The 14,544-nt window shown below is 75.7% G+C and carries 11 protein-coding genes; 2 read left to right on the top strand and 9 right to left on the bottom strand.

Annotation, left to right across the window (positions count from 1 at the left end; all coding sequences use genetic code 11):
* Positions 1-80: 80 nt before the first annotated feature.
* The 5 genes from ACFV8H_RS05250 to ACFV8H_RS05230 form a co-directional block, all read right to left on the bottom strand.
* Positions 81-530: an ArsR/SmtB family transcription factor gene (locus ACFV8H_RS05250; protein ID WP_380396607.1), complete on the bottom strand. Its 450-nt coding sequence runs from the start codon at positions 528-530 to the stop codon at positions 81-83.
* Positions 531-636: 106 nt separating this feature from the next.
* On the bottom strand, positions 637-1,293 hold the full coding sequence (locus tag ACFV8H_RS05245; protein WP_380396605.1) for a LuxR C-terminal-related transcriptional regulator: 657 nt from the start codon (positions 1,291-1,293) through the stop codon (positions 637-639).
* Positions 1,257-2,573: a sensor histidine kinase gene (locus tag ACFV8H_RS05240; RefSeq protein ID WP_380396603.1), complete on the bottom strand. Its 1,317-nt coding sequence runs from the start codon at positions 2,571-2,573 to the stop codon at positions 1,257-1,259. Before ACFV8H_RS05240 ends, ACFV8H_RS05245 begins: the two co-directional genes overlap by 37 nt.
* A 128-nt stretch (positions 2,574-2,701) precedes the next feature.
* Positions 2,702-4,660, bottom strand: a complete 1,959-nt coding sequence (locus tag ACFV8H_RS05235) for a hypothetical protein (RefSeq protein WP_380396602.1) — start codon at positions 4,658-4,660, stop codon at positions 2,702-2,704.
* On the bottom strand, positions 4,645-5,412 hold the full coding sequence (locus tag ACFV8H_RS05230) for an ABC transporter ATP-binding protein (protein WP_380396601.1): 768 nt from the start codon (positions 5,410-5,412) through the stop codon (positions 4,645-4,647). The genes ACFV8H_RS05235 and ACFV8H_RS05230 overlap by 16 nt, the downstream gene beginning before the upstream one ends.
* Before the next feature lie 273 nt (positions 5,413-5,685).
* Here ACFV8H_RS05230 and ACFV8H_RS05225 point away from each other — a divergent pair, with 273 nt between their 5' ends.
* Positions 5,686-6,237, top strand: coding sequence for a hypothetical protein (locus ACFV8H_RS05225; protein WP_380396600.1), 552 nt, complete (start codon positions 5,686-5,688; stop codon positions 6,235-6,237).
* A gap of 192 nt (positions 6,238-6,429) precedes the next feature.
* Here the strand turns inward: ACFV8H_RS05225 and ACFV8H_RS05220 are convergent, their stop codons facing one another.
* Together ACFV8H_RS05220 and ACFV8H_RS05215 are read right to left on the bottom strand one after the other, a co-directional pair.
* The gene (locus ACFV8H_RS05220) at positions 6,430-6,987 is read right to left on the bottom strand and encodes a phosphatase PAP2 family protein (RefSeq protein ID WP_380396599.1); all 558 of its coding nucleotides are present in this window, start codon (positions 6,985-6,987) and stop codon (positions 6,430-6,432) included.
* A complete protein-coding gene (locus ACFV8H_RS05215; protein ID WP_380396598.1) occupies positions 6,984-8,420 on the bottom strand; it encodes a diacylglycerol/lipid kinase family protein in 1,437 nt (478 codons plus the stop codon). Before ACFV8H_RS05215 ends, ACFV8H_RS05220 begins: the two co-directional genes overlap by 4 nt.
* Positions 8,421-8,818: 398 nt before the next feature.
* Here ACFV8H_RS05215 and ACFV8H_RS05210 point away from each other — a divergent pair, with 398 nt between their 5' ends.
* Complete coding sequence (locus ACFV8H_RS05210) at positions 8,819-12,145, top strand: BTAD domain-containing putative transcriptional regulator (RefSeq protein WP_380396597.1); 3,327 nt, start codon at positions 8,819-8,821, stop codon at positions 12,143-12,145.
* A 43-nt stretch (positions 12,146-12,188) separates the two neighbouring features.
* Here ACFV8H_RS05210 and ACFV8H_RS05205 read toward each other — a convergent pair whose 3' ends face one another.
* Positions 12,189-13,223, bottom strand: coding sequence for a ketopantoate reductase family protein (locus ACFV8H_RS05205; RefSeq protein WP_380396596.1), 1,035 nt, complete (start codon positions 13,221-13,223; stop codon positions 12,189-12,191).
* 6 nt (positions 13,224-13,229) lie between these two features.
* Positions 13,230-14,477 (bottom strand): acetyl-CoA carboxylase biotin carboxylase subunit family protein, encoded by a 1,248-nt coding sequence (locus ACFV8H_RS05200; RefSeq protein WP_380396595.1) that lies wholly within the window; start codon positions 14,475-14,477, stop codon positions 13,230-13,232.
* Between the last annotated feature and the right edge of the window lie 67 nt (positions 14,478-14,544).

Raw genomic sequence — 14,544 nt, 5'->3', positions numbered from 1 at the left:
AATTGGGCATGCTCAGCACAACCCGGACCGGCCCCGGCACAACCCGGACCGGCCCCGGCACACCCCTGACCGGCTCCGGCTCAGCCCGTCGGGCCGGCCGCCGGGCGGCCGCGCACCCCCCGGACGGCGCGGGCGGCCCGGGCGGCCCGGCCGAAGGGCTGCTCCGCCGTGTCGGCGGCCGCGGCCGCGCCGCCGGCACCACCGCCGCCGTCACCACCGCTGCGGTCCGGCAGGTCGTTGGCGATCACGGCCGCCTCGGTCAGCAGCCCGCGCACCTCGGTGGCGCGGTAGAAGATCCGCGTCCCCTCCCGGCGGGCCACCACCAGCCCCGCCGCCCGCAGCTTCGCCAGGTGCTGCGAGGTGGCCGCCACGTGCGCGCCCAACAGCTCGGCCAGCTCGCTGACCGGCAGCTCCCGGCGGCTCAACGCCCACAGCAACCGGTACCGCGACGGGTCGGCCACCGCCTTCAACACCGCCACCGCCCGCTCGGCCGCATCCGCGTCCCAGGCCTCGTCCTTCGCACCACCCATACGCCGATCGTACCGACGGCCGCCCCCGCCCCCACCCCCGGCAAGCACCCCCACCCCGGCAGTATGGCCCCAGCAGCAGAAGTCGGCCCCGCCGACTTCCGGTGCCCTACTCCGCGCGGGTTCCGTCCAGGTAGGCGAGTACTGCCAGGACGCGGCGGTTGTCGTCGTCGGAGGCGCCGAGGCCGAGCTTGGCGAAGATGTTGGAGGTGTGCTTGCTGACCGCGCCCTCGCTGAAGTGCAGCCGCTGGGCGATCGCGGCGTTGGAACGGCCCTCGGCCATCATCTCGAGCACGTCGCGTTCGCGCGGGGTCAGCATGGCGAGCGGCTCGTCGTAGGCGTTGCGGGCCAGCAGGCGGGTGATGACCTGGGGGTCCATGACGGTGCCGCCGGCCGCGACGGTGTGGACGGCGTCGACGAACTGGTCGGCCTTGGAGACCCGGTCCTTGAGCAGGTAGCCGACGCCGCCCGCGCCGTCGGCGATCAGCTCCCGGGCGTAGAGCTGCTCGACGTGCTGGGAGAGCACCAGCACCGGCAGCCCGGGCTGTTCGCGGCGGGCCGCCAGCGCCGCCTGGAGGCCCTCGTCGGAGTAGGTGGGGGGCAGCCGGACGTCGACCACGGCGATGTCGGGGCGGTGCTCGGCGAGCGCGGCGGACAGTTCCGGCCCGCTCTCCACGGCCGCGACGATGTCGTGGCCGTGGGCGCTCAGCAGGAGTTCGAGTCCGTCCCTCAGCAGGACGAGGTCCTCGGCGAGGACAACACGCACGGTAGCTCCATGATCAGCCTGGTCGGCCCCCCCGGGGGGCTGGTCAGCGTGAGCGTACCGTCGAACACCGCCAGCCTGCGCTGGATGCCCCGCAGACCGCTGCCGCCCTCCGGGTCGGCGCCGCCCCGGCCGTCGTCGAAGACCTCGGCGCGGAGCAGTCCGGCGGCGTGGGTGAGCTCCACCCCGGCGTGCCGGGCGTCGCCGTGCTTGACCGCGTTGGTGAGCGCCTCGCTGACCGCGAAGTACATCGCCGACTCCACCGGTGCCTCGGCCCGCCCGGGCAGTTCGGCCCGGACCTCGACCTTCAACGGCACGTCCAGCGCGAGCGCCCGGATCCCTTCGGCGAGGCCGCGTTCGGCGAGCACCGGCGGGTGGATGCCGCGCACCAGGTCGCGCAGCTCCTGGAGGGCCTGGGTGACGTTCTCCTGGGCGTCCGTCACCACCTGCTTCGCCTTCTCCGGGTCCCGGTCGATCAGCGGCACCACCGCGCCGAGCCGCAGGCTGACGGCGACCAGCCGGGCCTGGGCGCCGTCGTGCAGGTCCCGTTCGATCCGGCGCAGCTCGGCGGCCTGGGCCTCGGTGGCGTCCAGCCGGATCTCGGTGAGCTGCTCGACCCGATGGGCCAGCCGGGAACGCTCGGTGGGGCCGAGCAGGGTACGGGTCCACCGGCCGTGCAGGTGCAGTGCGGGCCCGGCGAGGGCGAGTCCGGCGGGCACCAGGACCAGGCCGAGCAGCGGTCCGAGCAGCCCGGGCAGCGGCAACAGGCCGTAGCCGGGGCCGGGTTCGGGCAGTACGGGCTGCGCCAGCCCGTACAGCCCGTAGCCGGTCAGCAGGACGGGCACGGCCGCGACGGCGCCGCCGACCAGCGGGTCGACCAGCAGCCAGGCGGCGTCCCGCCAGGTCGCCGGGTCGTTCCAGAGCCAGCGGAGCTTGAGCGCGAAGCCCGCGAACCAGCGGTTCTTGTGGTAGTCGTGGCCGGTCCAGTACCAGCCGTGCAGGGTGCGCTCCAGCGCCGGGCGCGGCACGTACGGCACCGGTACGGGCACCTGGGACCAGTGGCCGGAGGCCCAGCGGGCGGCCGTGGCGGCGGAGCGGACCACCCGGGTCGTCACCGGGAACAACGGGACCAGCCCGGCGCCGACCCAGAGCAGGAAAGAGACCACGAAGAGCACGCCCATCACCGCGCCGACCGGGATCAGCAGGGTGAGGACGGCGAGGCGACCGAGCGCCAGGAGGGCGGTGCGCAGCGCCTCGGCGCCTCGGGACTGCGGGGTGCTCACGGGGTGGGCCTCCGGTCGGCTCGACGGTTCTGTGCGGTGTCCTGCTGTGCGGTGTCCTGCTGTGCTGCCCTGCGGCTGTGCTGTGCTGTGCTGGACGATCATGATGGCAGCCCCGCAACGGGCCCGTCTCAGCCCCCCGTTACGTGCTCGGCCGCCTGCTCAGCTGCCCGCTCGGCCGCCTGCTTGGCCCGGATCAGCCGGTACACCCCCACGAAGCACGCCGAGCCCAGCAGGATGAACCCCGTCGCGACCGGCACCTGCCAGGCGGGCGGCAGGTACAGGGCCAGGAACCAGCTCCGGTTGGCCGGCGCGAGCAGCGACATGGCCAGCGCCACCCCGCCCTGCGGGGCCGTGCTCAGCACCCCGACCGTCACCAGCAGCCCGGCGGTCGCGGTCCGGCGGCGGGAGAGGTGGTCCAGCAGGTCCTGCTCCTGCGGCGAGCGGTCCGCCGTCCCGGCCTTCCGGCGGACGCCCTTGCGCATCACGTCCAGCAGTTCCGGTCCTCGGGTCTCCAGCCGGCGCCGGGCCGCCCGGCCCATCCACCCGGCGAACAGCAGCCCGGTGGCCAGGCCGACCGCCGCGCCGCCCCAGCGCAGCGGTGCGCTGTGCAGCAGCGTCCCGGCCAGCACCACGCCGGTGGCCGGCAGCGCGGCGAACAGCTGGAGCAGCAGGACGGCGAGGCTCTGCATCCGGACCTGGTCGCCGCTCTCGTCGCTGAATCCGTCCAGCGGGTTGCCGCCCGGCCGGTCCGGGAACGGCGCCGGGCCGAGCAGCGACATCAGCGGCACCAGGCCCGCGCCCGCGCCGAGCACGGCCGGCAGGGCGGCCAGCAGCCAGGGCCAGGCCCAGCCGTTCGGGACGGCCACCGTCCCGGCGACCGTGAGCAGCAGCGCGGCCGGGCCGACCAGCAGCAGCCAGGCCAGCTGCCGGGCCCGGACGTCGATCCGCTCGGCGCCGGGGGCGACCAGGGTCAGCCAGAGGGCGCCGGCGTCCAGCCCGTACAGGCTGGAGCCGAGCGCACCGGCGTACAGCGCCGTGACCACGCCCGTCCACGGCAGTACGGTCGGGAAGCCGCCGAGCACCGGCAGCAGGCCGGTGAACAGGCCGGTCCACAGGGCGATCCGCAGGAAGCGGGCCCGGCGCGGGTCGCGCGCCCACAGGCGCAGTTCCTTGCCGAGGACGGCGGCCCCGGGGGTGTCCGGGAGGAGCCGCGGGCGGCCGCGCCGACGGCCGGCGGGCCGTCCGCCGCCCGCCGTACCGCGCACCAACTGCCGGGCCAGCAGCGCCGTCCAGGCGGCGAACAGCAGCCCGCACAGGGCGAGCAGTCCGCCGAGGCAGGCGCCGACCAGGGCCCAGTCGGAGCGCCGGGCGGCGTCCACGGCGACCACCGACCAGCCGGAGGGCAGAACGCGCACCACCGTGCCGATGGTCGGCGCCCAGTGGCCGCCCAGCAGCTTGAAGAAGAAGGCGATCCCGAACCAGCCGGTGTTCAGGAACCCGCAGACCAGGCCGACCAGCAGCGCCGACAGCTCCCAGCCCAGCCGCGACCGGGCCACCCGGCCCAGGCCCTGCACGCCGAGCTTGGCGAGCACCACCACGAACAGCAGCTGGAGCAGCATGGCGGGCACCGCCACCAGCGCGGGCAGCAGCCCCAGCCCGGCGCCGAACACCACCAGCACGGCGAAGGCGACCAGGGCGACCGCCGGGGTGACACCGACGAACGAGGCCGCCAGCAGGCCCAGCGCCAGCCGACGCGGGGGCTGGGGCACCAGCGCGAAGTACGACAGCCGCAGGGTCGGGTCCCCGCCGGTGAGGGTCGGCCCGACCGCCCAGCCGACCGTCCAGACCAGCAGCACCAGGGCGATCGTGCCCACCCCGGCCTCCGGCGCCGGGAAGTCCACCAGGCCCAGCAGTGCCGTGCCCACCGCCACCAGACCGCCGCACACCCCGCCCGCGATCAGGCTCGCGGCCCGCGGACCGGACCTCGACCGCCGCAGCACGGCCAGCTTCATCCCGGTCAGGACGACGACGGGGTTCAGCACGCCCCCGGGATCCAGCACGCCCCCGGACTTCACGACGCCAGCCACGACAGCCCCTCCTCCCCGCCGGTACGGGCGCCGACCAGCTCGACGAAGACGTCCTCCAGCCCCCGCCCGGCCCGCACCTCCGCCACCGGCCCGGCCGCCAGCACCCGGCCCCCGGCGATCACCCCGACGTGGTCGCAGAGCTGCTCCACCAGCGCCATCACGTGGCTGGAGAACACCACCGACCCGCCCGAGGCGACGAAGCGCCGCAGGATCGCCCGGATCGTCGCCGCCGACACCGGGTCGACCGCCTCGAACGGCTCGTCCAGCACCAGCAGCCGCGGCGCGTGCAGCAGCGCCGTCGCCAGACCGATCTTCTTGCGCATCCCGGTCGAGTAGTCGATCACCGGGGTGTCCCCGGCCCCGTCCAGCTCCAGCACGGCCAGCAGCTCCGCCGCCCGCGCGTCCACCGTCGCCCCCGGCAGCCCGCGCAACCGCCCCAGGTAGTGCAGCACTTCGGGCCCGCTCAGCCGCTCCGGCAGCATCATCCCGTCCGGCAGCACCCCCACCAGCGCCTTGGCCCGCACCGGGTCGCTCCACACGTCGACCCCGAGGATCGCCGAACTCCCGGCGTCCGGCCGCAGCAGCCCGACCGCCATCGACAGCGCGGTCGTCTTCCCCGCGCCGTTCGGCCCGACCAGCCCGTAGAACGACCCGCTCGGCACCACCAGGTCCACCCCGTCCACGGCGACGTGCGCCCCGAACCGCTTCCGCAGCCCCACCAACCGCAGCGCCGGCTGCACCGATCCCCGCACGACGTTCTCCCCGTCTCACCACCACCCGCCCCGGAGGCGGCTCGTGACCGAATCTAGGGACACCGCCCCGCCCGCAGAATCCACCTGCCCCCCGGACCGGGGTGGGCCTGGCCCCACCCCCACCCGGCGGCCGAAACTGCGGTGCCCCGCCCGGGATCTCCCCGGAGATTTGCTCCGGCTCACCCGGTGTGATCAACCTGCTTCTCCGAGTAAGGTCCAGCCACGGCCGGGTACCGGTCGGTGACGAACCCTCCGGAGTCGAGGAGTGCGACCGTGCCCGAGCAGGACCGGCAGGCAGGCCAGTTCGAGCACCTGAGGCCGCGGATGAGGGCCCTCGCGTACCCGCTACTGGGCTCGCACGCGGAGGCGGAGGTCGCGGTGCGGGAGGTGTGGGTCAGGCTCGGCCGGATCGATCCGGAGGAGGTGGCGGACCTCGCCGAGTGGTTGACCACGGTGACCGGGCGGGTCTGCCTGGGGCTGCTGGGTTCGCGGGACGCCCGGCCGCGGCGGGTGCCGGAGGCGGTGGCCGGGCCCGCGCGCCCGGTGCCGTCGGACGGGTCGGTCGGGCCCGCGCTGCTGGCCGCGCTGGACGCGCTGGCCCCCGCCGAGCGGGTCGCCTTCGTACTGCACGAGGTGTTCCGCCTGCACGTCGACCTGGTCGCGACCGCCCTCGACCGGACCACGGCGGACACCCGCGGGCTCGCCGAGCAAGCCCGCCGCCGGGTGCACGGGGTCCGTACGACGGGTGCCGGGGGCAGCCCGGCCGGCCGGCGGCGGTGGACGTTCCCGGTGCGGCGCCCCGCCACGGGGACCGGGCGGCACTGACGGCCCGGCGGCCCGACACGGGGCACGGCGCCCAGCTGCGCCGGTCAGCTGTCCGCGGTGTCCAGGCGGTGGCGCTGGTCCGCGGGGTCGGCGGTGCGGTGGTTGCTGCGGCCGAGGGCGGTGACCTTGCCGTCAACTCCCAGGCTGCGGTGCGGCATCGGTGGTCCCCTCCCCCGGTCCGAGGGATCGGCCCTACGGCGTCCGCCGCCCGGCGGCGAGCACGATCCCGGCGCTGGTGCTGCCCAGCAGGGTGCCGACCAGGGCGCCGGCCAGGACGTCGCCCGGGTAGTGGACGCCGGTGTGCACCCGGGAGTAGCCGACGGCGGCGGCGAGCAGGCCGAGCGGGGCGGCGGTGGCGGGCAGCAGGGTGCCGACGGCGGTGGCCAGGGCGAAGGCGGAGGCGGTGTGGCCGGAGGGGAAGGAGGCGCTGGCCGGCATCGGGACGTGCCGGCCCAGCACCACCCGGGCGGCCTCCCGGTCCGGGCGGGGCCGGCGGACCAGCTGCTTGCCGAGGACGTTGGCGGTGAAGGAGGCGAGGGCGACGGCGGCCGCGCCGGTCAGCCCGGCGCGGCGGCAGCGGCCGGGGACGAGGGCCAGGGTGGCGGCGACGGAGAGGTTGATCTTCGAGTGGTCGGCGGCTGCGGAGAGGGTGCGCAGGGCGGAGTCGAGGGCGGGGGTGTCGGTGGCGGCGACGGCGGCGTAGAGCGCCGCGTCGAGTGCGGTGAGGTCGCGCAGGACCGGGCCGGTCACCGGTGGCTCCCGGTGGGCCGGGCGGCCTGCGCCGGGTGCGTGCCCGCCCCGGACAGGGCCAGCCGGGTGACGTCGCGCCAGTCCAGCGGGTGGGCGTGGGCCCGCTGGGCCGGGTCGGCGCCGGGGCGCTCGCGCGGGACGCGGACCCGCAGGGCGCGGTGCCGCAGGGTGCAGACCACCGGGGTCGGCAGGGTCAGCGCCTCGCCGTCGACGGCGACGGCGATCTCGGGGACGTCGGCGTGCACGGTGACCTGCCGTGCCGAGAGCAGGGTCAGTGCGGCGGCCCGCTCGCCGAGCAGGACGAGTTCGGCGGCCTGGGCGGCGCCGTCGACCCGGACGCCGACCACGCCCAGCAGGCCCTCGTCCAGCCGGGGGCGGCGGCCGAGGTCGACGGGGTCGGGGGCGGCGTACGGGTTGTTGCTGACGAGCAGGGCCTGCGGGGCGTCGATGCGGTGTCCGTCGGCGCGGGCGGTGAGCGTGGGCCCGGCCTCGCCGGTCAGCAGGTCGGGCAGGGCGCCGAGGGCGGTGGCGGTCTTGGCGTCGCGGTACTCGGGGCTCTGCACGATCTCGGCGTAGGCGCCGAAGGAGACGGTGTTGACGAAGGTCCGGTCGCCGACCCGGCCCAGGTCGACGGTGAGTTCGACGCCGTCGCGGAGGGCGTCGAGGCAGGTGGCGGGGTCGGTGCGGTCGAGGCCGAGGTCCATCGCGAAGTGGTTGCGGGTCCCGGCGGAGACGACCAGGAACGGCAGGCCGTGTTCGGCGGCGACGGCCGCGACCAGGGCCTGGGTGCCGTCGCCGCCGGCCACGCCGAGCAGGTCGGCGCCGTCGGCGATGGCCCGGCGGGCGAGTTCGGCGACGTCCTGCTCGGCGGAGGTGTCGAGCAGCACCACCCGGGCGCCCAGTTCCTCGGCGCGCCGGACCAGGTCGAAGCGTTCGACCTTCCCGCCGCCGGACTTCGGGTTCATGATCAGGACGGGCTGCCGCGGCGGCGGGGTCTCCCGGGCGGGCATCGGGCGCGGCGGCCGGGCGGCGCGCAGCGCGGCCCGGCCGCAGGCGAGGGCGGCGAGCCAGAGGGCCACGGCGGCCACCGTGAGCGCCAGCACCCCGGCGTCGTAGGCGAGCAGGACGCCGGCGGCCGGCGCGGCGACGGCCAGGAGCGCGCCGATCAGCCGCCACAGGGCCCGCCGGGTGATCGCCCACCAGACGCCGACGGCGGTGACCACCAGGCCGACGAACTCGGCGAGCAGCACCAGTGGCCCGTGCGGGCCGGTGAAGGCGAGCACGACCACGGCGGCCAGTGCGCACAGCAGGGCGAGCCGCGCGAGTCGGCGCGGCCGGCGCCGGTCCACCACGTCCGCCACGTCCCCCACGCCCTCCACGTCCGCCACGCCCTTCACCGACCCGCTCGCCGTCGACTTCGACCCGCCCGCCATCGGCCCGCCCTCCTCCGTTCGGCCCCGTCCGGTCCGGTCACCGTAACCTGAGGGCCCGTTCGGGGCGCGTCGAACGGGCCGTGCGGCGCGGCCGGTTCAGGGGCCCGGCGGGCCGCTCCCGAATGTCCAAAAACAATTCCGGGGCCATCCGCCGGGGGCCCCGCCCCGGAGAATCCGTCCGGACGCCCCGACGAAGCCGGCACGTGTACGAAGCATCTGCGTCAGCCATGGTCAGCCCAGGATCACGTACGATAGCGCGGGGGTTATGGCGAGAATTCGCCGGGCGTACAGAAACCTCCCGCACGGACTGTCCGGTTAATGCTGTGACTGTAGTGTCCACGGGGGAATCTGGTGTATACCAATACGCTGAGCGCGTTTCGGTTGACGGGGAGGAAGGCATGCTGCTACGGCTGCTGGGGTCGGTCGAACTGGTCCATGAGGGGCGCTCGCTGGACCTGGGGGGCCCGCGGCAGCGGGTGGTCCTGGCGATGCTCGGACTGAACGTCGACCGGACCGTCTCCACCGAACAGCTGATCGACGCGGTGTGGGGGGACGCACCGCCGACCACGGCCCGCGGACAGATCCAGGTCGCCGTCTCCACCCTGCGCAAACGTTTCACCCAGGCCGGCCGGCCGGAGGCGATCACCACCCGCTCCCCCGGCTACGCGCTGGAGCTGGAGCCCGCCGACGTGGACGGCCTGGAGTTCGAGCGGCTGGTCGCGCTCGCCCGGGAGGAGGGCAGCGCGGGCCGCATCGAACGGGCGGCCGCCACCATGCGCGAGGCGCTGGCCCTGTGGCGCGGACCGGCGCTGGACGGGGTGCCCGGCGAGCTGGCCCAGCGGGCCGCGACCCATCTGGACGACCGGCGGCTGACCGTCCTGGAGGAACGCGTCCGGCTGGACCTGCTGCTCGGCCGGCACGGCGAGCTGGGCGCCGAACTCGCCTCGCTGACCGCCCGCCACCCGCTCCGGGAGCGGCTGTACGGGCACCTGATGCTGGCGCTGTACCGCTCGGGCCGGCAGGCGGACGCGCTGGAGGCGTTCCAGCGGGCGCGCCGGGCCCTGGTGGAGGAGATCGGCATCGAACCGGGCCAGGAGCTGCGGGAGCTGGAGCGGGCGATCCTGTGCCAGTCCCCCGGGCTGGACCTGCCGGGGCACCGCGACGGGCACGCCCGGCACACCGCCGCCGACCCGGCCGCACCGCCGCTCGCCCCCGCACCGGCGCCCGTACCCCCGGTGCCCCTGGTGTCCGTGGCGCCGCTGTCGCCGCCGCCCGCCGACCGGGGCACGGCGGACCCGTCCTCCGCTCCCCCGCCCGCACCCACGGCTCCCGCCGCCCCCGCCGCGCACCCCGGCCACCCCGGCCACACCAGCCACACCAGCCACACCAGCCACCCCGGCCACACCGTCCAGGCCACCCACACCACCCACACCGTCCAGGCCACTCTCACCACGCACCCGGCACACCCCGCCGCCGAGACCGCCTTCCGCCTCACCCCCCGCCAACTCCCGGCCAGCATCAGCGACTTCATCGGCCGCCGGAGCCAGCTCGACGAGATCAAGAAGCTGATCGTGCCCTACGCCGGCACCCAGGCCCCCGGCTACGCGGTGCCGATCGTCAACATCTGCGGCCCGGGCGGGGTCGGCAAGTCCGCGCTGGCGGTGCGCGCCGCGCACGAGGCCGGCGCCCACTTCCCGGACGGCCACCTCTACGCCGACCTGCACACCCCGACCACCGAGCCGGGCGCCCCCGGCGAGGGCGGCGAGGGCCGGACCGGGACGCTGCTCGCCCGCTTCCTGCGGGCGGTCGGGGTGCCGGCCAAGGCGATACCGGAGGACCCCCAGGAGCGGGCCGAGATGTACCGCAGCCGGCTGGCCGACAGCCGGGTCCTGGTGGTCCTGGACGGGGTGACCAGCGCGGAGCAGGTGACGCCGCTGCTGCCGGGCAGCGCGAGCTGCGCGGTGCTCGCGACCAGCCGGGTCCGGCTGTCCCGCGTCCCGGGGATCCACCGGGTGGACGTCGAGGTGTTCGACATGTCCAACGCGCTGGACCTGCTCGCCGGGATCATCGGCAGACCGCGGGTCCAGGCCGAACTGGACACCGCCGTCGAGCTGGTGCACCTGTGCGACGGGCTGCCGCTGGCGCTGCGGATCGCCGGCGCCCGGCTGGCCTCGCACCCGCACTGGCCGGTGGAGCGGCTGGTCCGGCGGCTGCGCAACGAGCGCCGCCGGCTGGACGAGCTCAGCCACCACGGCCTCGAACTGCGCTCCACCATCAGCCTCACCTACCGCGCCCTGCCGCCCTCGGCGCAGCGGCTGTTCCGGCTGTTCTCCCTGGTCCAGCTGCCGGACGCGCCCGCCTGGATCGCGGCGGCGCTGCTGGACTGCGACCCGTACACCGCCGAGGACACCCTCGACCTGCTGGTCGAGGCCCAGGTGATGGACATCGTCCAGTACCCGAACCAGCCGGGGCCGCGCTACCGCTTCCACGACCTGGTCCGCGCCTACGCCCACGAGCAGCTGGTGGCCACCGAGGACGCGGCCGAGCGGGAGGCCGCGCTGACCCGGATGCTGGGCGGCTGGCTGGCCCTGGCCGAGGACGCCCACCGCCGGGAGTACGGCGGCGACTACACCGTCATCCACGGCACGGCCGAACGCTGGCGGCCGCCGCTGGAGGGCCGCTCCGGCGCGGCCGGGACCGGGGTGGACGGCTGGGACACCGAGCGGCTGGCCCTGGTGACGGCCGTACGGCAGGCCGCCGCGGCCGGGCTGGACGAACTCTGCTGGGACCTCGCGCTCACCTCGGTCACCCTGTTCGAGGCCAAGGGGCACTTCGACGACTGGGAGGAGACCTCCCGACTGGCCCAGGAGGCGGCCGTCCGGGCGGGCAACACGGTCGGCCGGGCCGCGATGCTCTACTCGCTCGGGACCCTGCACATGTTCCAGACCCGGCACGAGCAGGCCCAGGAGCACTTCGCGCTCGCCCGGGAGCTCTTCGAGGCGGCCGGGCACGACCACGGCCGGGCCCTGGTGCTGCGCAACGACGCCTTCCTGGACGGGGTGCGCGGCGACGACCTGGCGATGCGGGAGAAGTACGACGAGGCGCTGACCGTGATGCGGCTGGTCGGCGACCGGATCGGCGAGGCCCACATCCTGCGCAGCCTGGCCGGCTGGTGGATGACGGCGGGCCGGCCCGAGCAGGCCCGCACCCTGCTGGAACAGGCCCTGGTGATCTGCCGGGCGGAGCACTGCGTCCGGGTGGAGGCCCAGGTGCTGCAACGCTTCGCCGAGCTGCACCTGTCGGCCGAGCGGACGGACCTGGCCGAGGACGCCCTGCGGGAGGTGCTGCGGATCGTCCGGGCCGGCGGCGACCGGATCGGCGAGGCCTACGCGCTGCACGGCCTCGGCACGGTGCACCGCCGGGAGGGCCGGCTGGACGGCGCGGTGGACACCCTGACCCGGGCGCTGGAGCTGTCCCGGCAGGTCGGCGAGCGGGCCGTGGAGGGCCGCTCGCGCTACGCGCTGGCCGAGATCGCGCTCCGCCGGGCCGACCGCGCCCAGGCCGCCGGGCACCTCAAGGCCTGCCGGACGCTGTTCACCGAACTCGGTTCCAAGCCCTGGCTGGAGCGCACCGAGGACCTGCTGGCCGAGGCCCGGCGCAGCCCCGAACCGGCCGCCGAGGCCGGACCGGCGCTGCGCCTGGGGAGCCGCCCGGACCGCTGCTGACGGCCGGACCACCGCCCGGCCCGGTCCCTGCCGACTGCCCTGCCTACTGCCCCGCCGCGAGGGGCTGTTCGTCCGCCGCCCGCCCGATCAGCTCGGCCAGCTCCGCCACGGCAAGGCTGCCGGGCTCGCGGCGCTCCCGCACCCACCGGTGCACCAGCTCCTGGAGCAGCTCGTTGACCGGCGTCGGCACCCCGCAGCCGCGCCCCAGCAGCACGACCTCCCCGTTCAGGTAGTCCACCTCGGCGGACCGGCCGCCCCGCTTGAGGCTCTGCCAGGTCGAGCCGTGCCCGGCCCCCGGGTCCGACGGCCGGCGCTCGACCGCGCCGAGGCGCAGTTCGGTCAGCTCCTCGGGCGTCGCGAACGCGATGCCCGAACGCTCCAGCACCGCGACGGCCTCGGCCCGCGCCCGGGCGGCCAGCTCCGCGGATTCGGCCCCGGGCCGCTGCCCGCACAACGCGTCGACGGCGTTGGCCAGGTTGTCGACCAGCTTGCCGTACTTCCAATACAGCACGTCCTCGTCCAGCACGGCCCGGAAGTCGGCCAGGTGCAGGTCCCTGGCGATCTCCCGGACGGTGTCGTCGACGCCGTCCGGGTAACGGCCCAGGACCAGGGCGCCGGTGCGCGGCCCGCACCAGGTGCGCACCTCGCCCGGGGTGAGGAAGGCGGCCGGCAGCACGACCATGGCGCCGTACACCCGGCGGAAGTGCCGCAGCGCCAGCCGTTCGTTCTCCACCCCGTTCTGCAGGCAGACCAGCGGCAGCCGGGCGCCGGCCCGGGCACCGGCCGGGCCGACCGGGCGGTCGGCCCAGTCGGCCAGCGCGGCCGCGGTGTCCTGGGTCTTGACGGCCAGCAGCAGGACGTCGCCCTCGCGCAGCTCGACCTCCTGCGGACCGGCGGCCACCGGGATCCGGGCGGTGTCCGCCCCCGCCGGGCCGTGCACGGTCAGCCCGTGCTCGCGCAGCGCCGTGCCGTGCTCGCCGCGCGCGACCAGGACCACCTGCCGCCCGGCCCGGTGCAGCCGCGCGCCGACCACGCCGCCGACCGCCCCGGCGCCGATCACGATGTACCGCTCGTCCATCGACTCCTACTCCTCCCAGCTGATCCCGTTCGCGTACCATGCGGCCAACTCATCGGCGTTGGCGGCGATTTCGGCCGCGTCCCGGCCAATGATCACATAGCCGCCGAGGTAGTCCCCGGACTTCTCGCCGCCGTGGTAGCGGTGTCCGACCGTGCCCTTGATCCGCTCCTCGACCACGAAGGACGGCGGGTCCTGCGGCAGCCCGGTCAGCCGGCCCTGCCCGGGGTAGAACAGCACCCAGCCGCCGGAGCCGCCCGGCGGCACGGCCCGCAGCTCCTCGGCCCGGGGGATCCGCTCGCCGAGCTGGGCGGCGAACCAGCGCTGGTCCAGGTCGAAGCCGGTGGCGGCGCGGATCGCCCCGGTGGTGCGGGCCCCGCCGGTCCGGCTGGCCACCTCGCAGAGCACCAGGCGGTCGTCGGGGGTGAGGAAGACCTCCAGGTGGAAGTTGGTGCAGTCGGGGGTGGGCAGCACCGTGAGCACGGTCTCGGCGTACTCGATCAGACGGTCCACCAGCGGCTCGCCGCGGTTCATCTGGGCCGAGCCGAGGTAGCCGCCGGAGTGGAAGGTGAGGCAGTCGTTGAGGTAGTGCGAGACGAACACGGCGGCCAACCGGCCCTCGGTGACCAGGCCGTCGACGACGTACATCCGGCCGTCGACGAAGCGCTCCACCTCGGCGTGGTCCGGCAGGCCCCCGGCGAGCAGTTCGGTGAGGTCGGCCTCGTCGCGCAGCACGACGGTGCCCTTGGAGCCGGAGCCCAGGGCGGGCTTCACCACCACCGGGTAGCCGTGCTCGCGGAGGAAGCCGAACAGGTCGAGGGCGACCCGCACCGGCGCGAACTCCGGTACGTCCAGGCCCTTCTCGCGCAGCATCGTCTTCATCAGGACCTTGTCGCGGAAGGCCAGGGCGCTGTCCCAGTGCTGGCCGGGCAGGCCGAGCAGCTCGCGCAGCCGGGCGGCCCGCAGCACGTCCCGCTCGCCGCGGGCGATCACCGCGGCGAAGTCCTCGTCGGCCAACTCCATGGCCACCCGCTCCAGTTCACTGCCGCCGTGGTAGCCGGAGATCGACCGGGCGGCCGGCAGGTGGGCGTACTGCGGGTACTTCTCCTCGGAGACCAGCAGGGTCAGCCGGACGCCGAGTTCGGCCGCCCAGACGTCGTACGGGGTGTCGGCGTGGTCGCTGTCCACCAGCACCAGGGCGTGCGGGGCGGTCGCCCCGGTGGCCGGCTGCTGCGGCGGTCGTGCTTCCGTCTCCATTGCTCCTCCAGTCGGATGGTGGGCGGGGGCCGGCTCCCGGCCGGGGGTTCTACTCCCGCGCCGGGGT

The sequence above is a fragment of the Kitasatospora sp. NPDC059827 genome, from assembly GCF_042731675.1.
Lineage (GTDB): Bacteria > Actinomycetota > Actinomycetes > Streptomycetales > Streptomycetaceae > Kitasatospora.
This window is presented reverse-complemented; position numbering and strand designations above follow the sequence as displayed.